General features: G+C 69.5%; 24 protein-coding genes and 1 pseudogene. 15 read left to right on the forward strand and 10 right to left on the reverse strand.

Going from position 1 to position 26,876, the window contains the following annotated elements; genetic code table 11:
* Positions 1-17: 17 nt before the first annotated feature.
* Positions 18-581: a 2-oxo-4-hydroxy-4-carboxy-5-ureidoimidazoline decarboxylase gene (locus OG390_RS32230; RefSeq protein ID WP_406177967.1), complete on the reverse strand. Its 564-nt coding sequence runs from the start codon at positions 579-581 to the stop codon at positions 18-20.
* A 381-nt stretch (positions 582-962) separates the two neighbouring features.
* Between OG390_RS32230 and OG390_RS32235 the strand changes: the two genes are divergently transcribed.
* The 5 genes from OG390_RS32235 (at position 963) to OG390_RS32255 (ending at position 6,236) form a co-directional block, all read left to right on the forward strand.
* Complete coding sequence (locus OG390_RS32235; RefSeq protein ID WP_406177969.1) at positions 963-2,540, forward strand: beta-N-acetylhexosaminidase; 1,578 nt, start codon at positions 963-965, stop codon at positions 2,538-2,540.
* Between the two features lie 426 nt (positions 2,541-2,966).
* Positions 2,967-3,467 carry a hypothetical protein gene (locus tag OG390_RS32240; protein ID WP_406172894.1) on the forward strand — a complete coding sequence of 167 codons (501 nt, stop codon included), beginning with the start codon at positions 2,967-2,969 and terminating at the stop codon, positions 3,465-3,467.
* An 86-nt stretch (positions 3,468-3,553) separates the two neighbouring features.
* Complete coding sequence (locus OG390_RS32245; protein ID WP_406172895.1) at positions 3,554-4,126, forward strand: hypothetical protein; 573 nt, start codon at positions 3,554-3,556, stop codon at positions 4,124-4,126.
* A gap of 189 nt (positions 4,127-4,315) precedes the next feature.
* Complete coding sequence (locus tag OG390_RS32250) at positions 4,316-4,651, forward strand: hypothetical protein (RefSeq protein ID WP_399076888.1); 336 nt, start codon at positions 4,316-4,318, stop codon at positions 4,649-4,651.
* Positions 4,652-4,763: 112 nt separating this feature from the next.
* Positions 4,764-6,236 carry a DHA2 family efflux MFS transporter permease subunit gene (locus tag OG390_RS32255; RefSeq protein WP_406172896.1) on the forward strand — a complete coding sequence of 491 codons (1,473 nt, stop codon included), beginning with the start codon at positions 4,764-4,766 and terminating at the stop codon, positions 6,234-6,236.
* Between the two features lie 168 nt (positions 6,237-6,404).
* On the opposite strand, the gene OG390_RS32260 is transcribed toward OG390_RS32255, so the two are convergent.
* The 3 genes from OG390_RS32260 to OG390_RS32270 form a co-directional block, all read right to left on the reverse strand.
* Positions 6,405-9,107, reverse strand: coding sequence for an FG-GAP-like repeat-containing protein (locus OG390_RS32260; protein ID WP_406172897.1), 2,703 nt, complete (start codon positions 9,105-9,107; stop codon positions 6,405-6,407).
* A 203-nt stretch (positions 9,108-9,310) separates the two neighbouring features.
* Positions 9,311-11,737, reverse strand: a complete 2,427-nt coding sequence (locus tag OG390_RS32265) for an FG-GAP-like repeat-containing protein (RefSeq protein ID WP_406172898.1) — start codon at positions 11,735-11,737, stop codon at positions 9,311-9,313.
* Entirely contained in the window at positions 11,737-12,372 is a 636-nt protein-coding gene (locus tag OG390_RS32270) for a hypothetical protein (RefSeq protein ID WP_406172899.1), read from the reverse strand. Before OG390_RS32270 ends, OG390_RS32265 begins: the two co-directional genes overlap by 1 nt.
* 415 nt (positions 12,373-12,787) lie before the next feature.
* Between OG390_RS32270 and OG390_RS32275 the strand changes: the two genes are divergently transcribed.
* Entirely contained in the window at positions 12,788-13,996 is a 1,209-nt protein-coding gene (locus tag OG390_RS32275) for a DNRLRE domain-containing protein (RefSeq protein ID WP_406172900.1), read from the forward strand.
* Here OG390_RS32275 and OG390_RS32280 read toward each other — a convergent pair whose 3' ends face one another.
* Entirely contained in the window at positions 13,997-15,355 is a 1,359-nt protein-coding gene (locus tag OG390_RS32280) for an IS4 family transposase (RefSeq protein WP_406172901.1), read from the reverse strand.
* A 621-nt stretch (positions 15,356-15,976) separates the two neighbouring features.
* Here OG390_RS32280 and OG390_RS32285 point away from each other — a divergent pair.
* Together OG390_RS32285 and OG390_RS32290 are read left to right on the forward strand one after the other, a co-directional pair.
* A complete protein-coding gene (locus OG390_RS32285) occupies positions 15,977-16,471 on the forward strand; it encodes a S1 family peptidase (protein WP_406172902.1) in 495 nt (164 codons plus the stop codon).
* A gap of 105 nt (positions 16,472-16,576) precedes the next feature.
* Positions 16,577-17,485 carry a hypothetical protein gene (locus OG390_RS32290; protein WP_406172903.1) on the forward strand — a complete coding sequence of 303 codons (909 nt, stop codon included), beginning with the start codon at positions 16,577-16,579 and terminating at the stop codon, positions 17,483-17,485.
* Between the two features lie 93 nt (positions 17,486-17,578).
* Here the strand turns inward: OG390_RS32290 and OG390_RS32295 are convergent, their stop codons facing one another.
* The 3 genes and pseudogenes from OG390_RS32295 to OG390_RS32305 all read right to left on the reverse strand — a co-directional run bounded on the left by OG390_RS32295 (position 17,579) and on the right by OG390_RS32305 (position 19,246).
* The gene (locus OG390_RS32295) at positions 17,579-17,824 is read right to left on the reverse strand and encodes a hypothetical protein (protein WP_406178387.1); all 246 of its coding nucleotides are present in this window, start codon (positions 17,822-17,824) and stop codon (positions 17,579-17,581) included.
* A 28-nt stretch (positions 17,825-17,852) separates the two neighbouring features.
* A pseudogene (locus tag OG390_RS32300) lies at positions 17,853-17,921 on the reverse strand (hypothetical protein); the annotation flags it as partial.
* Positions 17,922-18,343: 422 nt separating this feature from the next.
* Positions 18,344-19,246 (reverse strand): LysR family transcriptional regulator, encoded by a 903-nt coding sequence (locus OG390_RS32305; RefSeq protein ID WP_406172904.1) that lies wholly within the window; start codon positions 19,244-19,246, stop codon positions 18,344-18,346.
* A gap of 188 nt (positions 19,247-19,434) precedes the next feature.
* Here OG390_RS32305 and OG390_RS32310 point away from each other — a divergent pair, with 188 nt between their 5' ends.
* The 7 genes from OG390_RS32310 (at position 19,435) to OG390_RS32340 (ending at position 26,263) form a co-directional block, all read left to right on the forward strand.
* A complete protein-coding gene (locus tag OG390_RS32310) occupies positions 19,435-19,731 on the forward strand; it encodes a DUF1330 domain-containing protein (RefSeq protein ID WP_406172905.1) in 297 nt (98 codons plus the stop codon).
* Positions 19,732-20,215: 484 nt separating this feature from the next.
* A complete protein-coding gene (locus tag OG390_RS32315) occupies positions 20,216-20,908 on the forward strand; it encodes a hypothetical protein (RefSeq protein WP_406172906.1) in 693 nt (230 codons plus the stop codon).
* Positions 20,909-21,089: 181 nt separating this feature from the next.
* Complete coding sequence (locus tag OG390_RS32320) at positions 21,090-22,790, forward strand: IS1182 family transposase (RefSeq protein ID WP_406172907.1); 1,701 nt, start codon at positions 21,090-21,092, stop codon at positions 22,788-22,790.
* A gap of 400 nt (positions 22,791-23,190) precedes the next feature.
* Positions 23,191-23,367 carry a hypothetical protein gene (locus tag OG390_RS32325; protein ID WP_406172908.1) on the forward strand — a complete coding sequence of 59 codons (177 nt, stop codon included), beginning with the start codon at positions 23,191-23,193 and terminating at the stop codon, positions 23,365-23,367.
* A gap of 896 nt (positions 23,368-24,263) precedes the next feature.
* On the forward strand, positions 24,264-24,965 hold the full coding sequence (locus tag OG390_RS32330) for a hypothetical protein (protein ID WP_406172909.1): 702 nt from the start codon (positions 24,264-24,266) through the stop codon (positions 24,963-24,965).
* A 45-nt stretch (positions 24,966-25,010) separates the two neighbouring features.
* On the forward strand, positions 25,011-25,724 hold the full coding sequence (locus OG390_RS32335; RefSeq protein WP_406172910.1) for a hypothetical protein: 714 nt from the start codon (positions 25,011-25,013) through the stop codon (positions 25,722-25,724).
* 17 nt (positions 25,725-25,741) lie between these two features.
* On the forward strand, positions 25,742-26,263 hold the full coding sequence (locus OG390_RS32340; RefSeq protein ID WP_406172911.1) for an SUKH-4 family immunity protein: 522 nt from the start codon (positions 25,742-25,744) through the stop codon (positions 26,261-26,263).
* A 110-nt stretch (positions 26,264-26,373) separates the two neighbouring features.
* Here OG390_RS32340 and OG390_RS32345 read toward each other — a convergent pair whose 3' ends face one another.
* Together OG390_RS32345 and OG390_RS32350 are read right to left on the reverse strand one after the other, a co-directional pair.
* Positions 26,374-26,613 carry a DUF397 domain-containing protein gene (locus OG390_RS32345; protein ID WP_406172912.1) on the reverse strand — a complete coding sequence of 80 codons (240 nt, stop codon included), beginning with the start codon at positions 26,611-26,613 and terminating at the stop codon, positions 26,374-26,376.
* On the reverse strand, positions 26,606-26,830 hold the full coding sequence (locus OG390_RS32350) for a Scr1 family TA system antitoxin-like transcriptional regulator (RefSeq protein ID WP_406172913.1): 225 nt from the start codon (positions 26,828-26,830) through the stop codon (positions 26,606-26,608). Before OG390_RS32350 ends, OG390_RS32345 begins: the two co-directional genes overlap by 8 nt.
* Positions 26,831-26,876: the final 46 nt, after the last annotated feature.

Here is a 26,876-nt window from a genome sequence, read left to right on the forward strand (position 1 = left end):
GTCACAGCCCCGTAGCCCTAAAGGGGGCGCTCCGGCACGGATGACCCGAAAGAGTGGCGCACCAGGCGGCTCAGACGGCCCTTCGCCAGGCGGCGCAGCTCGTCCGCCGTGGTGACCCGTTCCTCCTCCGGATCGCTGGTCAACCGTGATCGGATGGCGACGAGTACCTGGTCGAGGGCCTCCTCGGGGGTCGCGTCGTCCAGACAGATCGCGAACACATGCCCGAATCGGCTCTCGTACGCGGCGTGCGCGGCGCTGAGTGCGGTGTGGGCGGCGGAGTACGTGGCGTCCGGGAGCAGCGTGAGCGACTCGCCGGCCAGCGCCTCGGCGAGGTCGGCGGGCGTCAGGTCGTACGCCGCCTCGTCGGCCGCGGCGAGCAGGGCGTCCAGGTCCGGGTAGGGCCGGTGGTCGGCCAGGCGATGGGCCCAGCGCAGGCTGCGGCAGCAGGTCAGGAGGACGTGCACGACCGTGTCGGCGGGTGCGGAGTTGAACCCCTCCAGGCCGGCCGGGGACGGCGCCGCGTTCTTCTGCTCGGGGAGGGCGACCTGGCCGGGGAGGCGTGGGAGACGGTGCGAAGGCAGCGTGGGTCCTCGGCGGTGGGAGGGAGGTGGGGGCGACGCTGGATCCGGAGATCCGGATCCTGTGACGCCCGTGGACGTGTGGACGTCACGTGTGTGTCGGCAGGGGAAGAAGTGAGAGTTGTGCTGCTCACGCTATCGAGAAGTGTCAGCAGCTGTCCGATCGATGCCCGAAATTTCACCCGTACGGGAGAGTTTCGAAACGTGCGGTGGACTGCGGCTGCGAGGGCGAGGGTGGGGGCTTAGGTTCATTTACGAGGTGTACGACGTCTACGACGGGAAGTGGACCTTGACGGCCGAGGCGAAGGGCGTGATGCGGTGAGCACGGGCAGGCGGCGGGCGCCGGCGCGGAGCAGAAAACGGCCGACGCTGATAGCGGCGGGCGTGGTGGCGGCCGGTGCCGTCGCCGCGAGCGTCGCGCTGTGGCCCTCCGGCGGCGACGGCGAGCCCACGGGAGCGAGCGTGCCGTCGGCCGCCAGGTCCGCCGCTTCGCCCACGACGCCGGCCAGGGCCACGCCCTCTCCCTCGCCGACCCGGACGTACCCGCTGTCCCAGACCCCGCGCACCATACCGGCCGTACGCGAGCACACGCCGGCCCGCGGCCCCGGCTGGCGCCCCGCCACCGGGGCCCGCGTCGTAGTGGACGACGCCGGCCTCTCCGACGAGGGGCAGCTGCTCGCGGGGGAGCTCAAGCTGACGTATGCGGGGGAGACGAAGGCCAGGGACGGCGATGTCGAGCTGGGTCTGGACAAAGGATCCGCGGGCCCGGAGTCGTACACCCTGACCGTCAAGGACCGGCGGGTCACGATAACCGCCCCCACCGACACCGGCGTCTTCTACGGCACGCGCACCCTCAAGCAGGAGGTGCACGGCGGCGGTACGGCGTCCGAGGGCGTCGTGCGCGACCGGCCCGCGAAGCCGCAGCGCGGTTTCATGCTCGACATCGCGCGCAAGCACTTCACGGCGGCCTGGATCGAGGACCGGGTCCGGGAGCTGGGCGACCTGAAGTTCAACCAGTTCGGGCTGCACTTCTCCGACGACCAGGGCTTCCGTATCCAGTCGGACACGCATCCCGAGATCGTGTCGAAGGAACACCTCAGCAAGGCGGAGGTGCGCAGCATCATCGACCTGGCGGCGAGTCGGCACATCACCGTCGTCCCCGAGATCGACTCACCCGGTCATCTGGGTGCCGTCCTCGCCGCGCATCCCGACCTCCAGCTGCGCAACGTCAACGGGGTCCCCACACGGGGTGCCGTCGACATCTCCAAGCCCGCCGCGGCGACCCTCGTCGACCAACTGCTGAACGAGTACGCGGGTCTCTTCCCCGGCGCGTACTGGCATATCGGCGGCGACGAGTACCAGGCGCTGACGGTGGCGAACCCGGCGGCGTCGTATCCGCAGCTGGCCGCCGCGGCCACGAAGGCGTACGGCTCCGGGGCGAGCGTTGCCGACCTGGCGACCGGCTGGCTGAACGACCGTGCCGCGGTGGTGCGCGGGCACGACCGGACCCCGCGGGCCTGGAACGACGGGTTCTTCCGCGGGGGCACGGTCCAGGTGGACGATGACGTGCAGGTGGCGTACTGGACGGGCAAGGAGATCGGGGCCCGGCCGCCGGTCGAATACCTGAGCGCGGGGCGCAAGCTCATCAACTACAACGACGAGTTCCTCTACTACGTGCTCGGGCAGCCGCAGACCTTCGTCTACCCGACCGGGCAGCGCATCTACGAGCAGTGGACCCCGCTCGTGGTGCGAGGCACGACGGCGGTCCCCGCCAAGTACGACGCACAGATCCTCGGCGGCGTCTTCGCGGTGTGGTGCGATCGCTCGGCCGCGCAGACCCAGGACCAGGTGGCGGCGGGGATCAGGATGCCGCTGCGCGCGATGATCCAGAAACTGTGGGATCCGCGCACACCGACGCTGCCCTGGGCCGACTTCAGGACGCTGGCGGACCGGCTGGGCTGACTGCAGGGCGCCGGCAGGACCGCCGGGGCCGGCTGCAGGAGGCCGGCGGACCGACTGGGCCGGCTTCGACAGGCCGGCGGACCGTCTGCGCCGACTCGGGAAGCCGGCGAACCGTCCGGACTCGGGCGGCTACGTCGCGGCCGTGATCTTAGCGATCCTCGTGGTGCTGCGGCTGACCCGCATGCAGAACGAGAACGCACCGGGGGCCGCTTCCCGTCGGAGTCTGAGGCGCTCAGGGCGCGGCCCGGACCCGACCGGCGCGGACGTGGGACCCCGGCGTGACTCCGACGTGCATCCGACGGGGCCGACGGGGACCCGACCGAATCGTCCGTTTCGCTGGCCAACTCCCGTGACCCTGTGGTGTATTCGGCCCGAGCTGAACTGCCAGCCGAACCGTGAGCCGACGAGACACCGGGGGGAACCGGCATGGGCTACTGGGGCTACTACGTCGTGGGCAGAAGCGAGCGCCCGCTCGCGGAGCTGGAGGCGCTCGCCGGGGCGCGGGGCATGGTGCTGCGGACCGCGGCGCCCGATGGCTGGCAGGTGTGGGAGTACCCGAGCGGTGACGGTGACATCGGGAACATGAACACGCTCGCCCGGGAGACCGGCACGCCCGCGCTCTTCGGGTACGTCATGGACAGCGACTGCGTGGCCGTCGAGGCGGCCGCGCCGGACAGTGGCGTGTGGACGGCCTGTCTGGCACGGCAGGCGATGGCCGGCTACGTCGGCGGCGAGGACGAACTCGGCGTCGACGACTACTTCCTGGAGCCGGCCGACGCCGCCGCCCGGGCCGTCTCCTGGGCGGCCGAGGCCGGGCACGCCATCGCCGCCGAGCCCCTCCTCGAGGTGCTGACCGCCGACCCCGACCCGTTGGCCGAAAACCTCTTCTTCCAGTTCCTCGACCGGCTCGGTGTGGTGCCGCTGTGACACTCCTGGTCCGTCGCACGCAGTAAGGGGAGGTGCGGGCTCCGTTAGAAACAGGCGCCCTGTCGAGGGATTTCGAGGGAGGCGTGATGAGCCTGGTGGAACTGATCGCTCAGGCCGACGAGCGAGGCCTGGCGGCGAGCGGTCTGGCTTGTTTGGATCGGTGCGTACCTCTGCTGGGCGGCGATGACGACATCCTGCGGCCCCTGTGGGCGAGCCTGGCGGAGCCGGACGCGTGGGGCGCGTGGGGCGAACGCCTGGAGCAGGTGCGCGCCAAGCTCGACGCGGACGCCCCCGAGCCGGCCGTCACCGAGGAGGACGAGGCCGCTGTACTCGCCCGCCGCATGCTCGGCGCCGTTCCCGCGCAGCCGTCGGCGCCCGAACTGCGCTCCTGGGCCGACGCCTGTTCCGTGGCGGCCCTGCAGATCCACCGGCTCCTCGACGCCGCCGACGACGGCGAGTCGTGTGTGACGGCCCGCCGCGAGGGGCGTACGGACGGCATGTCGCCCCTCGTCGCCGCCGAACTGCGCCGCCAGGTCGCCATCCTGGAACTGCTCGCAGGCCGCGGCACGGGCGGACTCCGGCCGGCGCTGGACGTGTCGACGGAGGGGCGGCGGGTGCTGCGAGCGGTGGTGTCGCGCCGGGCTCGGGGAAGGACATGACGCGGCTCGCCGCGTGCAGGCGTAAACCTGTTTCCCTGCGAGATTCCTGTGACCGTCCTGCGGTGGAGATGGCGGTCCTGAGCCGGTGTCGCGAACACCGCCGGGACGGGTGACGAATTCCGTCCCGAGGGCGCTCTTCCCGATGTGAACGCAACTCAGGAAACCAGGCCCTCAGCTGCGGCGAAGCCGATGCGCTGGGCGGCGGACGCGGTCGCGACGATGCGCGAGGGTGCCCGGCTGCGCCTCGACTACTCGGCGCAGAGCCTGTGGCGCGTCGACCGGCTGATCGAGGAGATACGCCGGGACGGGGCGCCGTACGCCGCCGTGGAGACCGTGTTGCGCGGTTTCGGCGCGTACGCCGGCGAGGTCATCGCCCGGTACACCGGCGCGGAGTGGTGGGAGACGGGCGGTGACCACTGGCTGCGTACCCCGGACGGGCGGCTGTGGGACCCGATCGAGGAGGCCCGGCGCTGCTACGCGGGCGACGGTTCGCTGCGGCTGCTGTGCCGGGAGGCCACGCGGTAGCGAGGGCCCGGGCCAGGCCCGCCGAGATTGCCTGCTCTTAAGGCACGCGGCCGTTCCCGAACGGTTGGCTCCGGAGTGAACATGGGGGCATTCGCCGGACTGGGGAGGCCTCATGGCCGACAACCGCCGTTGGTGGGCGCTGGTCGTCATCGCACTCGCGCAGTTGATGGTCATCCTCGACATGACCATCGTGAACATCGCTCTGCCGTCCGCCCAGATCGATCTGCGCATGTCGGACGGGAACCGGCAGTGGGTGATCACCGCGTACACGCTCGCCTTCGGCGGGCTGCTGCTGCTCGGCGGCCGGGTCGCCGACCTCGCCGGGCGCAAACTCACCTTCATGATCGGCCTGTTGGGCTTCGCGGCGGCGTCCGCGTTGGGCGGTGCGGCGACGGGCTCCGGGATGCTCTTCGGGGCGCGCGCCCTGCAGGGCGTGTTCGCCGCGCTGCTCGCCCCCTCCGCGCTGTCGCTGCTCACCACGACGTTCACCGACCCCAAGGAACGCGGCAAGGCCTTCGGCGTGTTCGGCGCGATCGTCGGCGCGGGCGCGGCGATCGGGCTGCTGGCCGGCGGCCTGCTCACGCAGTACCTGGACTGGCGCTGGTGCCTGTACGTCAATGTCCCGATCGCGTTCGTCGCGTTCGCCGGCGCGTGGGTGCTGCTCGACAGCGGCGGTCGGCACGAGGACGCCCACCTCGACGTGCCGGGCGCGCTGCTCGGCTCCGCCGGAATGCTCTCGCTGGTGTACGGCTTCTCCGAGGCGGAGTCGCGGAGTTGGGGTGACGCGCTGGTGCTCGGGCTGCTCGCCGCCGGGGTCGTGCTTCTCGGCCTGTTCGCCCTCTGGCAGACCCGCGCCCGCGTGCCGCTGTTGCCGGTGTCGGTGGTGAGGGACCGACAGCGCGTCGGGGCGTTCCTGACCATCCTCTTCGTCACCATCGGGATGTTCGGGGTCTTCCTCTTCCTCACGTACTACTTCCAGCGCGTCCTCGGGTACTCACCGCTGAAGACCGGGCTCGCCTATCTCCCCATCACCGTCGGCATGATCACCGGCTCCACGCAGGTCGCGGCCCGGCTGCTGAACAGGGTCCCGCCGCGCACCCTGATCGTCCCCGGGCTGCTGCTCGCCGCGGGCGCTCTGGCGCTCGTCGCGCAGGTCGGCGTGGAACCGGCGTACGCCTCCCACGTCCTGCCCGGCATGCTGATGCTCGGCCTCGGCATGGGTACGGCCATGATGACCTGCGTCTCGCTGGCCACGGGAGGCGTCGCCCCGCGCGACTCGGGTGCGGCCTCCGCCACCTTCAACACCGCCCAGCAGGTGGGCGGTTCGATCGGCACGGCACTGCTCAACACGATCGCCGCGAGCGTGACGACGCGGTACGCGACCGCGCACGCCGGGCCCGGGGTGGACCGTCGTGCCCTCGCCTCCCACGCCGCTGTGCACGGCTTCAACGTCGCCACGTGGTGGGCCATGGCGTCTCTGCTGCTGGCGGCGCTGATCGCCGGGGTCGTGGTGGACGCCAGGCGTGTACCGGTGCCCGAGGGGCACGCGAAGCGGGTGCCGGAGGTGGCCGAGAGCGCCGGGTGACGCCGGGAGCGTACGGCCGTCCGCGTACCCCACGCCGTACCGGTCCCGGGGGGAGTCGGAGCGGCACGGCGCGCGGGCCGAGGGGTGTGGATGCTTTCGGCCGTGGCGACCGGAAAGCGTCCACACCCCTCCAGCGCACCGGGCGCTGTGGACGTCACACCTACGGCTCTACGGCGTGAGCACCTCGCCGAGGTGGGCGCCCGCCGGGGTGCCCAGTGCGCTCCTGCCGTAGTAGACGGCGTCGGAGATGGAGATGCCGGAGCTGCCGCTGGGCAGGTGGAGCAGGGTGCCCTCGTAGCTGTTCTCGCCCTTGGCGCCGATCGTGAGGTCGGCGCGGCCGTACCCGGAGAGGTCGGTCAGGCTGACGGCCGAGCCCAGCATGTCGTTGGTCTCCGTGACGCCCGGGATGCCGCTGGTGTCCTGCGTGAAGCCGCGCGCACCGCTGCCGGTGAGACCGGCCGAGGTGCCCTTGATGAGCTCGACCATGCCCGCGTTGGAGCGGTTGGTGGAGTCGCGGGTGAGGTCCTCGCCCGGCATGCCCGCGAGGACGTCCGCGTACCCGTCGGCGTCGTAGTCACCGACCGAGACCGAGGCGCCCAGCCCGTCGCCCGACTCGCCCGTGCCCGGAACGCCCGTGGTGTCCTGGTGGATCGTCGTCATACCGGTGGTGGTGAAGCCGGTGGATGTGCCGGGGACCATGGTGACCTGGCCGCCCTTGTGGGCGCCGGACTCGGAGGTGTACGGCTGGCCGATGACGATGTCGTCGTAGCCGTTGCCGTTCACGTCGCCCGCCGCGATGGAGCGGCCGCCCTTGACGCTGAGCGTGGACACCTTCGTCAGGCCCGCCGCGCCGCCCTTGAACCAGGTGACCCGGCCGATGCCGCCCGCGTCACGGTAGTTGAGGGCGACGTCCGCGTAACCGTCCCGGTTGAAGTCGCCGGTCGTCGCATCGGGGTACGCGATCGCGCTGGTCGACGTGGTGAGAGTGCCGGTCTGGGTGGCGCCGCCGGTCAGGTGGGCGTTCCAGTTGCCGCCCTTGCCGGTGCCCGCGGCGAACACGTCCGCCTTGCCGTCGCCGTTGAAGTCGCCGACCGTGACGGTCGAGCCCAGCTTGGCGCCGGTGCGGGTCACTCCGGAAGTGGTGTACGAGAAGCCGGAGGTGAGGCCGGGCCCGTACAGGACGGTGACGGCACCGCGGTCGGTGTGGCCGCTCGTGTCGTCCTCGCCGGGCGCGCCGACCGCGAGGTCCGCGTACCCGTCGCCGTTGACGTCGCCCCACGCGGTGGCCGCGCCCCAGTTGTCGCCCGCCTCGGAGGAGCCGGGGACGCCCGGGCTGCTCTGGGTGAGGGTCACCTTCGACGCCGTGACCGGGCCGTCGAGCCCGCCCGGGACCACGGTGACCGATCCGACGCCGCTGCTCGTCCTCGGCGTACCGGCGACCAGGTCGCTGATGCCGTCGCGGTTGTAGTCGGAGGTGGCGAGGGCGTGCGAGATGCCCGGATTCTTCGCCAGCGCGGCGATCAGAGGCAGCTTCGGATAGAGGTTGGCGCCGGGGCATGCCGTGTAGTTGGTGTCACGGTGGCCGAAGACGCGCGGCAGCGTGATGGACGCGCCCTTCGCGATCTTGTTGCCGTCGACACCCGCGTCCATGCCGGACGTCAGCGTCACCTTGCCGGTCGGGTCGATGCCGTACATCCCGAACTTCCAGGCGACGATCCGGGCGATGGCGTCGAGCGCGGCGCGGCTCGGCTGGGCGCTCTCGTAGTTGCCGATGTAGGAGATGCCGACCGTGTTGGTGTTGAAGCCGACGTCGTGCGCGCCGATCACCGGCAGGTCCATGCCGCCGCTGCGGCCCTCGAAGATCTGGCCGCACCGGTCGACGACGAAGTTGTAGCCGATGTCGTAGTAGCCGCGCGAGAAGTGCTCCTGCTGGATCGTGCGCAGCCGGGCGCGCGACTCGCCGCAGGAGAGCTTGTTGTCGCTGTCGACGCCGGTGTGGTGGATGACGGCGGCCTTGATCTCCGTGCCGTACTCCGGGGTGCCGTCGTAGTCCGTCGACGCGCCCCACTCGGCCTGGGTGATGACCGGCGGCTTGACGACCGTCGACGGGCGCGGCGCGGGCACCGTGCTGGAGGGCGACGGCGAGGCGGAGGCAGTGTCGGACGGGCTCGCGCTCGGCGACGTGGTGTCGGTGGGCGGCGACGGGTCCGTCGGGGTCGCCGAGTCGGTGGGCGAGGCCGTGTCGGTCGGGGACACCGTGTCGGTCGGGGTCGCCGAGTCGGTCGCCGGGGGCGTGGTCTCCGCCACGAACGCGGCAGGCTCCGTGCTAGTCGTCGAACCCGCCGGATCGGTGCCCGGGTCGAGCAGCCTGACGTCCATCCCGGACGGCTGGCCCTTGGCAGCGGTGCCGTCCGCGCCGACCACGCGCACCTCGACGCCGTCCGCGTCACCGGTCCACAGGGACGCGGTGCCGCCGCGGGTTCCGGCCCGCTCGGCTTCCTTGCCGTCGGCCGAGAACGGGTCGTCGGGGAGCTTCAGCCACCCCGACCACTCCCCGCTGTCCTTCTCCCGGTAGCGCACCTCGGGCGTGCCCTTCGGCTTCGCGTCCGGGTCGCTCCAGGTCAGCAGCACGGCGCTGAACCGGTCGGTGTCCTGCTTGTCCAGGCCCTTGCGGCCGGCGCCCTTGTCCTTGAGCTTCACCGTGTGGATCGCGGGCTTGCGGCCCTTGCCGTCCTGGTCCGGTCCGTCGGACGGGTTCGCGACGGCGTAGGTGACCGCTCCCGCGCCTCCCAGCACGACTGCCCCGATGGTCAGCCACGCTCTCCGCTTCAGACTCAGCGGCTTGTACGCATGGGTCGTCCTGCGACTCAAATGTCCCACCCCTAGAGAACCTTCACAACTGACCCACCCGCATCAGGGGTGGCTTCCTTTACAGCGCACGGGAATTGCAAAACATCACGGCGCTGGATGTGCCGTACATCACTCCGGGACCGGGCGGCGGCACCGGTGGTCGCTTCGCCGCCGCTCGTGGCGCCGGTGCTCGCTTCGCGCGTGCGCCGCCCGGTCCCGGCCGCTCACCTCGCCAGTACGCCGCCGATGCCCGCGGCGGTGGACGTACCGAGCGCGGTCGTCCCGTAGTAGGCGCCGCTCTCCGGGACGACCCCGTCCGGACCGCCGTTCAGCGTCAGGACGGTCCCGTCGCCCGTGTTCTCGCCGTCGGCGCCGAGCACGAGGTCCGGGGCACCGTCGCCCGTCAGGTCGGCCAGCGCGACCGCCGAGCCCAGCCGGTCGTCGGTCTCGGCGGCGCCCGGCACCCCGGCGAGGTCGGTGTCGTAGACCTCGGCGCCGGTGGCCGTGAGACCGTCGGGGCCGCCGTGCAGCAGCAGGGCCGCGCCCGCGTCGGCCGCCGTCCCCACGTCCTCGCCCGGCGCACCCGCGAGGACGTCCGCGTAGCCGTCGCCGTCCGTGTCACCTGCCGCGAGCGAGGCGCCCAGCCGGTCACCGGACTCGCCGCCGGGGACCGCGCCCCGGCCGAGGACCGGCGCCCCGGTGGTGGTGAGCCCGTCCGCCGAGCCGTGGAACGTGGAGATCTCCCCGCCGTCGCCCACGTCGGGGCGGCCCACGGCCAGGTCGGCGTACCCGTCGCCGTTCAGGTCCGCGGAGGCGAGCGCCCGCCCACCGGCACCGTCGAGAACGGCCGGTGCGTCGGTGCGCAGCCCGGTCGCCGAGCCGCGCAGCACGACGAGAGGCGTGGTGCCGCCCGCGGTACGGAAGGTGAGGGCGGCGTCCTCGTAGCCGTCGTGGTCGAAGTCGCCGGTCGCGATGTCCGCCTCGCTCAACGCACCCCCGCCGGAGGCCAGTTGGACGGGTGCGGAGAACGTGCGGTCCGCGCCGTCGATCGCCCAGGCCCGCGCCGAGCCCGGCGCCACGGCGAGGATGTCGTCGCCGCCGTCCCCGTCGAAGTCTCCGGTCGCCAGGGCGGCTCCGAAGCGGGCGCCGCTCGCCCGCACCCCGCTGGGCTCGTTGACCATCCCGGCCTGCCCGGCGAGGCCGTTCGCGGTGCCGCGCAGCAGGCTCAGCGCGCCCTCGTCGCTCGCGCCCGCGGTGACCTCCTCGCCCGGCGAGGCGACGACGAGATCCTGGTAGCCGTCGTGATCGAAGTCGCCGTAGGCGGTGGCGGATCCGAAACCGTCGCCCGCTTCCGAGCCGCCGGGCACACCGTCCGACTCCTGGGTGATCACGGCTTTGTTCCCGGCGTACGGGCCCGAGCGCGCGCCCGGTACGACGGTGACCTGCCCGGCAGTGGCCAGCCCGTTCGCCGTGGCCTTCGGGACGCCCGCGGCCAGGTCGGCGTGGCCATCGCGGTTCATGTCACCCGTCGGGGCCGGGGAGTTGGCCGCCGCGGCGAGCGCACGGATCGCGGGCAGGTCGCCGTAAAGGTTCGTGCCCGGGCACTCCGTCGGATAGCCGTCACGGTGACCGGAGATGCGGTTGAGGGTCACCAACTGCCCTTGCGTGTACTTGCCGTTGTCGGCACCGGCCGCCATCACCACGGTGCCGGACGGGTTGATCCCGTACAGCCCGAGCTTCCACGCGGCGAGCTTCGCGACGGAGTCGCGCACGGCCTGCGGCGCGGTCGCGGTGTTGTAGTCGCCGAGGACCGCCACGCCGCTGGTGTCGGTGTTGAAGCCGTAGGTGTGCGCGCCGTAGACCGGCTTGTCGACGCCGCCCGCCCGGCCTTCGAAGACTGTCCCGCACTTGTCGACCAGGAAGTTGTAGCCGATGTCGTTCCAGCCGTTGCTCTGCACGTGGTAGACGAAGATGCCGCGGATGATCGACGCCGACTCTGCGCAGGTGTAGTCGTTGGTGCCCGCGGTGTGGTGCACGAACACGGCCTTCGTGTCGGTCGTGTACGTCGGCGGGTCCGCGACGATCGACTCGTCGGCGCCCCATCCGGAGCGGGGGACGATGTCGGGTTGACCGGCGGCGGTCGCCGCCCCGGCCGGGGCGGGTGCCGACTCCTTCGCCCCCGAGTCGGGATCGACCAGGTCGACCCGGAGCCCGGCGGGCAGCTTCGCGCCGGTGATCCGCGCCTGCACACCGTCGGAGGGCCCGACCCACAACGGCTGGGTGCCGCCCCGCAGACCGTCGGCGGCGTGCTCAGGCCCCGACTCCGGTGCATGGACGTCGAGTTCGAGGTCGCGCCACGGAGACCAGCGCCCGGTCGTGGCACTGCGGGTGCGTATCTGCGCCGTCCCGCCGAGCGCGGTCCGCGCGTCGGACCAGGTGACGCCGACCATGCGGAACGGTTCGGTCGTCCGTGCGGGCAGCACGCGGCGCGCGGGATCGGCGCCGGCGGGCACGGCCACGGTGCGCAGGGCGCCCCGGGGAGCCGTGGTGTGTACGGCGGTCGTCCCGGTGCGCTCGGACAGAGCGACCGCGCTGAGGACGACGGCGGCGGCGAGCGCGACGCGGACCGCGCCCCGGGCCGCGGGCCCCATCAGCTGCCCTCCTGGCCGGCGGCGTTGGCGTCCGACGGCTCCGGCGCGGGCAGTTCGCCCTGGCAGGTGGCGCGCCCGAACTTCCCGAAGGCGGTGGCGGTCTGGACGTGCTTGCCGCGAACGGCGAGTTGGCAGCTGGCCCGCCCGCCCTTCTCGCCGAGGGTGATGGTCACGAGGGGCGCCTTGCCGAGCGGCACGTTCACGGTCTTCTTCCACGGCAGCGTGACCCCGTCCGCCACCACGGCGTCCCCGGACTCGCTGCGCGCCTGGTACGTGATGTCGGCCGTGCCGTCGCCCTCGACCTCGTACGTCACCGCGGCGGTCGGCACGTGGTGCTGCTTCGGCTTCTCGGCGGTGTTGAGCACGCCGTAGACGACGAGTCCGGCGCAGGCGGCGAGGAGGACGCCGCCGACGGCAATTCCACGGAGGTCCGTGCCCTTCAAGCCCTTTTCCCCGGATGGTTCCGGCGAATTGTCCTCGGTCGCTTCCGGGGTATCGGCGGCTTCCGGCGTACCGGCGGCTTCCGCGGTATCGGCGGCTTCCGCGGTATCGGCGGCTTCCGCGGTATCGGCGGTTTCCTGCGTGTCGGCGACTTCCGGGGTGTCGGCGTCGTCCGGCTTCTGTGTCGATGGCATGGCGCTCCCGCTTTCGGATCGGCGCGCATTCCGGGAACGAATGCGGGCGCTGAAGAACCGGGCGGTTATACCGCACGGAGCGCGGTCCGATCCAACGACAGGAAATATCCGACCAATCGGTCGCCCGGTTCGCCACCCCTGGCCCGCATCGGGGGGAGTGTCCGCATTGTTACCTCCGTTGACATGGCCTCGACCATCTGATTAGAACTCGGCCTGCCGCAAAGTCGGTTCACAGGAAAGAAGGAAAGGCCGTTCGTTCAGGACCGGCCGGGAAATGCCCCGGCTGGTGGTTCGGCGTGCCCGCATTCGGCAGGTGCGTCACACGCGCGCGAAAGGTCGGAATGGGGGTCGCGCCGCAATAGAGAGGGCATTGGACGTGAAAGTCCGATACGGGAGAGTGATCTCCTGTCTTGTGGTGTCCGCGGTTGTAAGTACCGCGATGCCGCAATTCGCCTATGCCGCCTCGTCCTCGGAAGGCTCCGGTGGCAAGGGATTCGTCGACACGCTCAAGGGGTGGTTTTCGGACGATGACGGCGGAGGGCACGCCAAGCCTCCGTCCCACGACGAGCTGGACATCGCAGACCGGCAGAAGCTGCCGAAGGGCAGGAACGCCCCGAAGGCCAAGCGGGTCAGGGAGCTGACGGGCAAGCGTACGTCGAACGCGCGCTTCTGGCAGATGTCGGACGGGCGGGTCCAGGCGGAGCTGTCTGCGGTGCCGACGTCCTACCGCAACGGCACCGGCAAGAAGGCGACCTGGAAGTCGATCGACACGGCGGTCCGCGAGAGCGCGGCCAAGGGCTTCGAGTTTTCCAACACCACCAACAACGGGCGTAGTTGGTTCGGCAAGGACGCCGACCGGCTGGTGCGCTTCGCGGCTCCCGACGGCCGCTCGGTCACCCTCGGTCTCGACGGCGCGGACGGCTCGCTGAAGCCCGGCTCGCTGAAGCCGAAGGCCAAGGGCTCCACGGTCACGTACGAGGACGTGGCGCAGGGTACGGACCTGGAGTACGCGGTGGGCCCCGGCCGGGTGAAGGAGAACATCACCCTCACCGAACGCCCCACCGGTCCGCTGAAGTTCACCTTCACGCTGGATACCGACGGGCTGGTGCCGAAGGCGCGCAAGGACGGTTCGATCGCGCTGTACGGCGAGTTGCCGCACACGCCGGAGCTGGTGATTCCGGCGCCGTACATGACGGATGCGAAGAAGGCGGACAGGTCCGTCTTCGGGAAGACGTACAGCACGAAGGTCAGCCAGAAGCTCACGAAGGACGGCAAGTCCTGGAAGCTGACGGTCACCCCGGATGCGAAGTGGCTGGCCGCCAAGGCGCGGCAGTATCCGGTCGTGATCGACCCGACAATCACCATCGCGCCGTCGCCGACCGACTCGCAGGACACGATGGTCCTGTCGGACCAGGCGTCGACGAACTTCAACACCACCTGGAAGCTGTCGGCGGGCAAGACCGACACGGGCATCTCGCGCTCGCTGGTCAAGTTCCCGCTGAGTGAGATCCCGTCGGGCACGAAGATCGATTCGGCGCGTCTGGAGATGTACTTCGACCAGGCGCACACCACCAACGCCAACGATGTCACCATCGGCGCCTACCGGGCCAATGCCGTTGCTTGATTACTGGACTATCGCGGTGTGCAACGTGATGGCCTTGGCTGTGATCCGCCGTGTCGGTTGCCGGTCTCGGGTGTTGATCCGGTAGGAGAGTTTCGAGGAGTACTTCGAGTCCGGCCGTTTGAGGTGCCGGTCCGCCTCGCGCAGGCGCCTGGCGCCGTTGTCGAGCTTCCGGCGCACCTTCGCCGCCAGCACGGCCAGGAACTTCTTGATCTTCTTGGGTGTATCCGCGCGCTGTCGGACCACGCTGCGCCGCGTGTGCTTGAGGACCTTGACGAACGAGACCCGGTCCGGGTTGATGCCGTTGTCGTCGGCCAGACACATGATGACCCGCGTGAGGCAGTGGTGCACAACCAGGTGCGCCCAGACCTCCTGCCGCACCAGATCCGGGTCTCCCGAGCGCAGGACCTCGACCGGCCCGCGCTGGAACGTCTTGATCTGCCGGAACGCCGACTCCGCCTCCCACCTGGCATGGTAGAGCCCTGCCAACTCCGCCGCCGGATACGCAACCGGGTCCAACAGATCAGTCAACAGCCTGACCACCTCGCCGCCGTCGACGCGGTACTCGATCACCCGGACCAGCACCCCGCCAGGATGCGCGCCCTTCTGCCCGCCCAGGTTCATCCTCCCCAGGTACGTCCCGTCGGGCAGATACTCAACCGGCCGGTGCGCCACCGGCGAGCGAGCCCGGATCAGCAGATGGGCCCCGAATCCGAGATAGGCCTTCCATAACTCGACCCCGGGCAGGCCCCGGTCCATGATGACGAGCATCTTGCTCGCCGAGGTCGCCAGAGTGATCGCCAACTCCCGCTCACCGCCGTTGAATCCGCCCACCGCCGCGTCGATCTGCGCGTGCGTGCCACACTCGGCCAGTGTCACCACCCGCACTTGAGGGAATCCCGCCGGCTGGCCGTTCTTGACCGGCCCACCGAACGCGGCCCGGTTGGCCGGTGTGTCCGGCGCGTCCAGCACGAACCCGTCCACCGCGGCCAGCCGCATCCCGCGGTAGAAGGAGCCCTCCAGGCCGACGGGGGCCAACGGGTCGGCCAGCTCACGGAAGACGGCCTCCAGGACCAGCGTTCCCAGACGCCTGCGCGCCCGCGTGAACGAGGACTTGTTCGGGATGCTCCCGCTCAACTCCCGGATGGCGCCCACCAGTTGCTCCGCCACATCGTCATAGGAGTCCTGCTGGAACAGCGCCAGGGCAAGCGTGAAGTAGACCATGAACCCGGCCGGCAGCGCGCCGGGCTTCTTGTCCCGGACCCGGCACTTCTCCAGCACCTCGGCGACCAGTTCCGGAGTCACCCACCGGGTCACCACCCCCAGTCGCACATGATCGGACAACCCCACCCAAGGATGCATGCCGGGCCCAACGACCGCGCCCCTCCGGCGTCACTGCGAACTGCTTGACGAGTTCAAGCAACGGCATTGGGCAGGAACGGGGAGATGAACTCCCACTCATCATCGGAAAGTTGAGGTCGAGACACCCCACCGTTTTACTCCAAGGTCCCCGACCCTCCCGAGCCGGGGGCCCACGAGATCACGACTCCAGACAGGCCCTAGCTAGGGGTGGCTCGGTTGAAGGTTAGCGAAGCGCGACGATCGCCCAGCTCGGCAGCGTGTGACAGGTGTACGACAGGTGTCGCGGGCCGAAGGGGTAGCGGTCTGGCGGCGACTGTGATTGGTCAGTCGCGTTGTTCATCAACTCCCCTTTATGGGGCAGGTCCAAGCCGAGATCTTCGATGGGATGCCGGCCGCCAGCCGGGCCAGAATAGAGAAGATTGCGGCGGCTCACCCAGGTGCGATACGCATCGACAGGGTCGACAGCAAGCTGAAGTTCAAGGCCACCAACCTGGCGGCGGCAACGGGATCACCTCTAGCGGCTGGCTGTGCAGTGCCGGGTTCAACACCAAGAACTCCTCGGGGACGATCTACACGCTCACTGCTGGCCACTGCGTGCCTGGTACCGGCAACACCTGGTACATGGACTGGAACGGCACCAAGATCGGCACCCAGACCGCGTACAACTTCGGGACTGGCACCAGCGGATACTGTGACGGGGCCACGCGCGGCTGCGACTGGGCCACGATCAAGGCGGACGGCCCCGACATCAACCCGCTCGGGACCGTGCGGTACTGGGGTGGCATCTATCACCAGATCGACAACTCCCGTTACCCCGCGGAGGGGGAGCACATCGACCGGATCGGCGTCAGCAGCCAGGACACGACGGGCAACGTCACCAAGACGAGCGTGACCGTCAGCCTCGAAGGCAAGACGCTTTATAGCATGATGGAGACGGACAACTGTGCTTTGGGCGGCGACAGCGGTGGGCCGGCACTCAACGGAACCACGGCTTTGGGCCTTCTCTCCGGCGGCACCGGTGAAACCGTATGCAACTCCGACTCCAGCGGAACCTACCGGAACTACTTCACGCAGGTGCAGACCGTGCTGAATGAGCGCGGCCTTCACGTTTACTGACGGCACCGCCCTGTTCAGCTGCCGCAACCGGTGAAACCCGTTCTGGCCCGGTCACGTCACAAGGACAGAACAGCTAGCTGCCGCTCCGTTCGTCCGGGGGGACACATGCGTATCAGGGCATCGCGCTCGGTCAGTCTGCTTGCCGGGGTTACCTTGTCCGCTGTGGGCTTGGCGGCCGTCTCCGGTTGCGGGAGCCAGAAGGCGGCTGTCGGCGGTGACACGGATGTACTTGCAGACCGTGCCCGGCAGGTCGCTGCGGCCTGGGACGGCTCGGCCGCAGCTGCCGCGTGGCGGGCCGGCTACTACCCCATGGGGGAAGCGATCCAGCTGCCGCGCGGCGGCCTGCGCAGCCAGGATGACAAGCAGGCTTACGAGAACCAGAACTTCGTCCTGAGAGGTGAGTTGCCCAGCACCGGGCCGAAGGACGGCCAGGTGACGTGGGCCGGGGGTGACTCACGCACCCGGCCGCTGATGGGTGCGGACGTGTCGTACAAGACCCTGGCCGGCGCCCACGCCAGCGGAGAACCGCACCTCACGGTGACCGGGGCAAAACTGGGCGAGATGACAATGGCCACCAGCCGCGGACCGGCAACGGTCCCGGCCTGGCTTTTCACCCTGGACGGCTATGCCACCCCCCTCAAACAGGCAGCGGCCGTCCCGTCGAAACTTCCCCCTGCGCCGATCAAGGCCGCCCGTGACATCCCCGGGTATCCGCTCAACCGGCTCGTGAGGATCGCCGCAGACGGGCGCTCGGTGGCCGTAGTCGCCCTCCATAGTGTTTGCGACGACGGCGCCAAGGTGGACGTGCTGGAGACGCGCGGCAGTGTCGTGCTGTCTGCCACCGTCAAGGACCACAGGGACGGCGGTACCTGCACCAAACGGGCGAGGATGCAGCAGGTGACGGTGAAACTGGCCCGACCCGTGGACGACCGCGCCCTGCTCGACGCCCGCACTGGCCAACCCGTTCCTTACAAGGGGTTGCGCGGAATCTCGTCGCCGCCGAGTCGGAGCTGACACCTCCGAGATTATCGGCCAGTTCACCACTCGGAACGCTGTGACCTGCCAATAGAGAGGTGTGTGGCACAGCTTCTGACGGCGATGATGCGGTCAGCGGTTGACCTGGGCCATCAGCTCGCGGTTGGCTGCCCGTGCCGCGGTGAGGTCCTCGTCCCGTTCGGCGAGCTCCGCGCGGAGGTCGAGGATCTGCTGCTCCAGCTCGGTGACCTGGCGGGTGAGCGTTTCGACGTCTGCCGGGGGCGGCGTAGGCGAAGACGTCGGCCAGCGTGTGAAGGCGTACCCCGGCTTCGCCGGGCACCGCGAAACCACGTGCCGCCAGCAGCGGACGGATCTCATGGACGGCGCGGGTGACAGTGGAACGGTCCACGCCGTAGAAGAGGGCCAGGGCGGCGTGCGGGAGCTGGAACCGCAGGATCACCAGCGTCGCGATCACTCGATCGGTGAAGACCAGCTGATGGTCCGGCCCGCCGCCCTCGGCTCGCAGACGCTCGTGACCTCGACGTTCCCGCAGTTATCTAGGGTGCCCAGCAGGTGTCAGGCAAGTCAGGCAAGTACTCCGGAGCGAACTTGCCTGACCGATATCCAAGGGTCTGTTAGGCAAGTTCGTGGTCTCGGTGCCATCGCGCGCAGTCGGCAGCCCAGTCGGCTCGGGTCCGTTGGAGTGCTTGGTACAGCCGCTCGGCAAGTACCTCGAAGGCGCGTTCGTGCTCGGGCTTTCGGATGCTGATCCGCCGGCGTAGTGAGGTCGTGTCGGACATTCAGCAAGATTTCCGGCGTTATCATCGCGAAGTCCGCCGGGCGCAAGGTCTTCGGCCTCGGCACCGCAGGCGTCCGTCTCGCTTGACCTCTTGTGCATCAGTCCGGCAGCCAGTGCAGCTCGTGCGCCAGGGTTTTGGCGATGTCACGGATGCGGCGGTGTAGTGGCGACTGCTCGCGTGGGAGGACCAGGTGGATCGTCAGGCTGGGCGCGCCCCGCAGCGGTCGCCAAGTGAGACCGGTCGGTTGTGCCGTGGCTGCGGCTTCTCCGGCCGGGGCGAGGGTGACCCCGTCGAGCAGGTCGCGCTGAGACATGTCGAAAGAGACTGCGGGCGTGTGGAATCGGGGGTGTGGTCGGGTGTGCCGGAACAGCGCGGACAGCTGATCGTGGATCACGGGGTTGGCCGCACGGTCCGGGAGTCGCAGCGGATACGCGGCCGCGTCGGCGATCTCGATCTCCGGGTGTTCGGCCAGCGGATGGTGCTGCGCCAGCTGGACCCCGATGCGCTGACGCCGCAGCAGGAACCGGCGCACGCCACGGCCCGGTTGTTCACCACGGGTGATCCCGGCATCGATGCGGCCGTCGGCGACCGCGGGGGAGATCTCCGGTGTCGCCATCGGGACCGCGCCGACCTCGAGTCCGCTGTTGCCGCGAATCAGCCTGTCCACCAGGGCCGGTGCCGTCTCGGCCCCGGTGCTGAGGCTGTATCCGATGCGCAGCGTGCCCAGTTCACCGGCCGCCGCGCTCCGGGCGGTGTCCCATGCCCGGTCCAGCGCCGCCAGCGCGGGCGGCGCGGACTCCGCCAAAGCCGCACCGGCCGTGGTCAATACGACGCTACGCGTGTTGCGGACCAGCAGGGCCGTACCGAGTTCCGCCTCCAATCGGCGCATCCGGGCGCTGAGTGCGGGCTGTGCGATACCGATCCGTGCGGCCGCGCGGGTGAAGTTCAACTCCTGCGCCAGCACCAGGAAGTACCGCAGGCTCACCGTATCCGGCGCCACGTGCCCTCCCTGCCGATTGATAACGATGCGTTCTGAGTCTATCCCGTACCGGTCTTTCCCTCGGCCGCACATCAAGTCCTAACCTGCGCATACGACGATTCAGCTGACCGCAGTACCCGTCGCCGGGATCGATCGATCTGAGTGTCAATTCGAAGTCGGACGCGTCCGGCCGAACACAGGAGGTTTCCATGGCCAAGGGCTACTGGGTCAGTGTCTACCCCGTCATTTCCAACCCTGAGAGGCTGACTGCTTACAACGAGCTGGCGGGTCTGGCTGTCCGGGCTGGGGGCGGGCGCGTCCTGTCTCCCGTTGGCGGTCGAGTCGTCGCCCACGAGGCCGGAATCACGGAACGCGTGATTCTGATCGAGTTCGACGGCTTTGAACAGGCGGTCGCGGCATACGAGAGCGAGTCATACCAGAAGGCGCTGGTGGCCCTCCCTGACGGCTTCGAGCGCGACTTCCGCATCATCGAAGGGATCGACTGACCGGCGGGCCCAGCCATCGCTGAGCATCCGTCACCTGATACGCGCACGGTGCTGAACGACGACTCACGAGACGAGTTCGAAGCGATGCCCCGCGTCCCAGTTCGTCGTCGATTCCTCGATGGCCTGATCCCTGTCGGCGGCTCGCCGCGCTACCCAACGTCGAGCAACTTGCCTGACTTGCCTGACACGGCGATCAAGCTCTGACCTGCCACAACGGCGATTCACCCTAGATAACTCCTGCCGCGAGTCCTCCCGCGCCATCCACCCGGGCGCCAACTCCACGATGAGCGCACCGAGTCGACGACGCGAGATGCCTGTGCAGATACGATGCGAGAGAGCCGCACGGGCCAGGCATTGCGTCACAACAACACCAACCCGTGCGGCTCACTCTGCGTTCCGGCTCAGACCGCGATCACTGTCGTACACCACGCCGTTAGTTCCCCGCCCGATCGGTAAGGCAGAGGCTCGTTCTAGGATCTTCAGCATGGCGAAGCGCGCGGTACATCGGCGGGCCCGGAAGATACTGGGCGAGGAGCCCGTGGCCCTGGTCTGGTGCGAGATCCACAAGCCCATCCCCACACCGCCCAAAGACGTGCACCGCGCGGCAGGTAAGGGACGACTGAAGCCGGGCCACCACTGGCTGCTGTACGTCGGGGCCGTAGTGTTCTTCTTCGTCGTCATCCCGATGATGCTGATCGACAAGCTGGACGCCCGACTCGACCGGGTGTTCCGGCCGCGACGGAGCCGCGGACCGCAGGCCGGGCAGCCGCAGACTCCGCTCGACGCCCGCCCCTCCCCCTCCGGCCGCGGCCGTGCCCGCGATCGCCGGCAGGACTCGACCGACGGCGTCTTCGACGGCGACTGGAACCTGACCGCGGGCCAGCTGCTGCTGCGCTGGTACGGGCACTCACCCAACCCCAAACGCCTGGTCATGCTGGCCCGCGACCGCGTCTGTATCGCCACGTCCCCTCGCCGTCGGCTGTCGCCCACCAAGGCTGACGACTTCCTGACCGTCGCGGAGTTCCCCCTCGATCAGGTCCGCGTCGAAGGCGAGGCGGGCCAGCCGCGCGGATTCGCCACTTTCCGGATCCGCTTTACCGACGGCTCCTGGCTGGAGGTAGGACGGCTGGGCGAACCCGAGGACGCCGATCACTTCCTTCGCACGGTCTGCGGCTGATAAACCGTCATGGCCCCGCCGGACCCAAAACGGACTCGGTGAAGTCAACTCTCCGTGAGGGTGAGAGCTTTGGCGGGAGTGGTGACTCTGCTGCGCAATTTGCTGCGGGGGTGAGGGCGGGTCGGCGGTGATCGTTTCTGAGGTCGCTTCTTCTGTTGTGCGGCCATGGAGGCGGTAGGGCGTGGGGCTGCCGGAGCTCCCGGAGCAGACCGTGATGGTGGCCCGGGCGGCATTCCCGAAGGGGAGCCTGGCGATACGTGTGCGGGACCGCCTCGCGGAGGTCTTCGCTGATGAGCCGTTCGCGGAGGCGTTCGGGGTGCGCGGGGCGCCGGGATTGTCGCCGAGGGCGTTGTCGCTGGTGACGGTGTTGCAGTTCGCGGAGGACCTGACGGACCGGCAGGCCGCGGCGATGGCGGTGCGGGCGATCGACTGGAAGTACGCGCTCGGGGTGGAACTGACGGACATCGGCTTCGACGCCAGTGTGCTGTGCCGGTTCCGGGCACGGCTCGCGGACAGCGGCATGGAACGGGTGGTCTTCGACCGGCTCCTTCAGCACTGCAAGGACGCCGGCCTGGTGGCGGCCGGGGGTAAGCAGCGAACCGACTCCACCCATGTGATCAGCGCGGTGCGGGACTTGAACCGCCTGGAGTTGGCAGGCGAGAGTGTGCGGGCGGCTCTGGAGGCCCTCGCGGTCGCGGCCCCGGCCTGGCTGGCCGGGCAGATCGACGTGACGGAGTTCGCCGAGCGGTACGGGCCCAGGATCGACGGCTGGAAGATGCCTCCCTCGCAGGCCAAGCGTGATCGCCTCGCCCAGGTCTTCGGCCAGGACGCCGTCGCCTTGTGCCAGGCCGCCTGGGCTGCTGACACCCCGGCGTGGGTCCGTGAGATCGAGGCCGTGGCCCTGCTGCGGCAGGTCCTGGTGCAGACCTACATCATCCGCAGCGACGCCCGGGGACGGCAGGTGATCAAGAAGCGGGACGCTGACGACGGCGTCCCGCCCGGTCAACTCCGCCTGGCCTCCCCCTACGACGCGGACGCACGCTGGGCGGCCAAGGGCGACGATCTCTTCTGGTGCGGCTACAAGATCCATCTCACGGAAACCTGCACCACACTCCCCGACACCGACACCGACACGGACGCCGGGACAGGGGTGATGCCGAACCTGATCACCGATGTGCACACCACCGACGCGACGGTGCCGGACGTGAAGGCGACCGCGCCGATCCAGCACAAGCTCGCCGAGCACGGGGTGAAGCCGGCCGAGCACTACCTTGACTCCGGCTACCCGTCGGCCGACCTGATCACCAAGGCCATGAAGCAGGGCGTCCACATGGTCACCCCGGTCCTCCTGGACCGCTCCGCGCAGGCCAAGGCCGCCGCCGGCTTCGGCAAGACCACCTTCACCATCAACTGGAAGACTCGCCAGGTCCGCTGCCCCGCCGGCCGGACCAGTTCCCACCGGAACCCCGTCAAGCAGCATGGCAAGGACGCCATCGTGATCACCTTCAGCGTCCTGACCTGCCGCGAGTGCCCCTTCCAGCAGCAGTGCACCGCCTCGAAACTCGGACGACGCATGCTCACCCTGCGGCCCGAGGAACTCCACGAGAACCTCGCCCGGGCCCGCGCCGAACAGAAGACCGACACCTGGAAGAACAAGTACGCCCTCCGCGCCGGCGTCGAGGGCACCATCAACCAGGCCCTCGACATCACCGGCATCCGCCAGGCCCGCTACCGCGGCCTGCCGAAAGTCCGCCTCCAACACGCCTTCTCCGCCACCGCACTCAACATCGTCAGACTCGACGCCCACTGGACCACCGGCCCACTCGACCGCACCCGCCACAACAGCAGACTCGAACGGCTCAGCTACCGACTCTCCGCCTGAACGAATTGCGCAGCAGAGTCGATGATGGCCTCAAAGACCGCTAGCGGGGGAAGGCCGCGAGGCCATGCAGACTCGGCAGCGAACGCGGGGCGCATGGTGGCTGGCCGGCGCAGTCACGCTCACCGCGATCTTGGCTACCCCGTACTTGCTGGAGTTAGTGGCTCTTGATGGAAAGGACTGGGACCGGCTGAGTTCGATCAGTCAGACCTACAGCGCTCTGTCCGCTCTCTTCTCGGCTGCCGCTCTCCTCGGAGTCGTCGCTTCGGTCGCCTAGGACGAACTCGTCCGGGCTGCCGAAGAAGTCCGGATCACCCGCAAGACACTGCTGGAGCTGCCCGACCCGCAACCACCCGCGCCGCCGGCCCCGAGACTGCCGGACCATCCGGCCTACCAGCAGATCATGGCGGTGTTCACCGCGGCCGACCATCCGCTGCGTGCGCGGCAGGTGTGCGAGGCGATGGACGTGGCGTTCTCGCCCAACAACATCAACAACGTCCGCCTCAAGCTCAAGCGGCTGGCCGGCCGCGGGATCCTGACCGAGACCGAGCCAGGCTTGTTCACCCAGCCTCGGCCGTAGTCGACCGACGTCGCTACGACCTGCCCGCTCGTCCCGCACGAAACGAAGAATCGGGCATCAGGTCTCGGCGAAAAGCGGTTTCGCGGCCGAGGATATCGACGGGTGACCGCCGATCCTCGAATCGGAATGACCTGCGGGGGTCGGCTTCGCCATGACGGTCGAGGCGCGCAATCCGGCGGCTTTTCCGGGCCGACGGGACAACGACGGGAACTTCGGCGCACTGCTGTGCGTGGGACGCGGGCCTTGCGGCGATTTCGGTGACAGTGGCCGTGCCGGATCATTCCGGCACCGCCCGGGCCCGTGTTCGGGCCGGTCAGCAGCGAGGCCGCGGCCGCGCGGGACGCCGCCAGGTCACGGACGGCCCGGTGGACGCGTGGCCGGTCCCCGCCAAGATGGAGGACGCGCGGTCGTAGGCATGGTGCTCGCGGTGGTCAGCATCCTGGTGACCGGGGGTGAGACTGCGGGCTACCGGACGTGGCACCAGCAGAGCGGGGGCAAACAGGTCGACGACGGACGCGTGACAACGGTCGTTCAGCCCTGAGGGCGATCGGGCGATTCGTCCGGAAGGTTCCCGTGCTCGTATCCGGTCGCGAAACTGCTGTATAACCGGGCCGCCATCGCACTCCCCGTCCCTGTCGAACCTGCCGAAGGGTTGCTTCGTGCCGTCCGGAATACGTTTCAGCGCGCGTGGGCGCCGTACTGTCGTCGTCTCGCTGGTCGCGGCTGCCGTGACCGTAGCCGGGTGTTCCCCGAAGGACGGCAGCCGGAAGTCGTCGGGGAGCCACGGGTCCTCGCGGACAGCGCGGGCCCAGCCCGAGCCGAAGAGGACATCGCGTCCCCCGTCCGCGCCGAAGCCGAGAACGGCCGCGCAGTTCGTCGCCCGGGCCCGGCAGGCCATGAGCGCCGAGAAGGGGTGGACGTTCGCCCTGCACGGCAGCGAGTCCCTCGTCATGGCGGGGCAGGCGCCGTCCACCGCCACGTACACCGCGACCGCGCACCGCACCACCGCCCCTGAGGCGCTCCAGCAGACCGGCACGATCACCACCGGCAAGGGGGTCCGCAAGTCCGAGGTGGTGTACGTCGCCGGCGGCACCGGTTACGTCAAGGAGGGCGGCGAGGCGTGGAAGAAGGGGCCGCTGTCCGATCGCGACATCGCCAATGACGTCGAGGATCCCGTGGCCGACCTGGACGCGTTCGCGGCGTACGCCAAGAGCGCGAAGGTGAGTCGTACCGGGGCGGGCGGGGCTGACGTACGGCTTCAGGTCGCCGCTTCGGGCTGGCAGTTGTCGGCTGCCCGTAGCCGTCCCGCGCTGAAGTGGGCGGTGCGGGAGATGGAGCCCGCGCTGGTTCAGCTGCGGGATGCCGGGGTGACGGCGACCGACAGCCAGATCACGCTCAAGAGCCTCACCGAGACATGGGACCTGGACGCGGCACACGGCTACCGGCTCACCTCGCACCGCTATGCGTACACGTTCCTCATCCCGTACCGGGGCGGTGACATCACGGTGAGCCAGGAGGTGCGCGCCGACAACCGTGGCGTGTTCGCCGGAAGCGTGGCCCTGCCCTCCGGCGCCGCAGCAGCAAGGGAAGCAGCCTGATGAGTGCAGGCGGAGCTACTTCCACAGCAACCTTGAGGAGAGCGGATGTTCGAGAACGAAGTGAGCGAGATGCGGGCGGTGCTGCCCGGCTACGCGATCGACATCGGAGCCGAGCCGCTGGACCGGCCCGCGCGGAACTCGGTGGGGGGCTGGCCCTTTCTCGACGACGGCGAGGAGTGGCCCGAGTGTTTCTGCGGTGAGCGGCTGGCGCTGTTCTTCCAGTTCGACATACCGCTGAACGTGGAGCAGTTCGGTGGAGACCACCTGTTGGTCTTCCACTGCCGCGCTCACAACGACGCGTCCGACCCTGAGCTGACCGACGACGGCCGGCTCGTGCCCGCGTACTGGGACGCTCCGCAGCCGCCCTACCCGCGTCCGTTCTGGCGTGTGCTGCTCCAGCGCCACGCGGTGCGGCCGACACCGGATCGCGAACCATCGGTGCGCGCCCTGCCGTTGACGCTGCGGCCTCTTGCGGACACCCTCGACAGGCATGGGCGAGGAGCCCCCGGGTTCAAGGTGGGCGGTACGCCGTCCTGGGCGCAGTATCCCGAGTACTACCGGTGCGCGTGCGGCGCCGATCTGGTGTACCTCTGCCAGGTGCCGGAGGACTGGTCTTTCGACGTCCATCCCGGCTTGCCGGAGCAGCCCTACACCATCCACGCCGACACCTACCTCCTGTTCCTCGGCAACGAGGTCTATCTGCAGGCCTGCCCGACCCACTGCGACCCGGCGGCGGTCTGGCCCGTGAACCAGAACTGACGGCGGGAGCAAACCTGATGTGCTGGGCCGATCGCCTTCGATGGCCTGCGGATCGATGCGCTGCCCTCACGCACAGGGAGAGCCGTCGATTCCTGATGGACGAAGGGCTGCCCAAGCGGTCGCTGCTCTTCACCTCCGTCGAGCCCACCAGCAAGGTCGCGGCGTGGGTTCAGGGACCCCAGCGGTACGTGGTGCTCGGCAACTACACCGACGACGAGTGCTTCGTGCTCGACATGGACGCCGGAACGGTTCACTTCGGGACCGAGGCGGGTGATCCTGTGTGGCCGGTCAACTCGGGGCTTCGGAAATTCGTCCGCTGTCTGGAGGCGGCAGAGGGGGAGTTCCCCTTCTACGGGGCGGGCGCGGGGGCCGAGGAGTACACACGCGTCTCCACCCGGCTGGAGGCGCTCGTCCGGCATATCGACCCCACCTGCTTCGCGGCGGAGGGCTCGTTCTGGGCGTCCCTCCTGCACGACGTCTCCATCGGCGACTTCTCGACCGAGGACGTCGACTGGTGGCCCTGCGCGGATGGGAAGTGAAGCCCCGAACAAGGGGCGTTGTCAGTGGCGGCTCGTATGGTGAGGGAACCGGCACGGGTTCTGGGGTTCTGCTGTGCCTGACGGCGCGGACAGGACCGAGCCCCTGCCACTCAGTCGTGATGGGGGGAGACGGAGGCCGTCCTGACCGCCGTGACGAACGCCGTCCACGCGCCGGCCGTGAAGACGACGGCCGGTCCGTGCGGGTTCTTGCTGTCGCGGACGGGGACATGGGCGGGGCGGGAATCGTTCACTTCGAGGCACTCGCCGCTGTCGCCCCCGCTGTAGCTGGACTTGCGCCACATTGGCACGACCGAGGCGTCGGGGATGCTGACGGGCTCACTGCTACGCATGCTCGTATTCCTCCGCGATGGACCTGATCAGGGCCAGGGACGCGCGGTGTGACAACGCATCCCCCAGAGCGTGATCGTAGACGGCCTGACACTGGCGCACCACGGATGGGACTTCCAGTACCCGGCCCGTTTTCAAGCCTTCCACGTACGCGATTGGCGGCAGGTCTTCGAACCACATCAGCGAGACAAAGCCCTCCATCAACGCGTGCAGGCCCACTCCCGCCACCCCAGTGTGTGATCGGAACTGCACAGAACGTGAGAGG

It is taken from the genome of Streptomyces sp. NBC_00996 (assembly GCF_045162675.1).
Classification (GTDB): domain Bacteria; phylum Actinomycetota; class Actinomycetes; order Streptomycetales; family Streptomycetaceae; genus Streptomyces.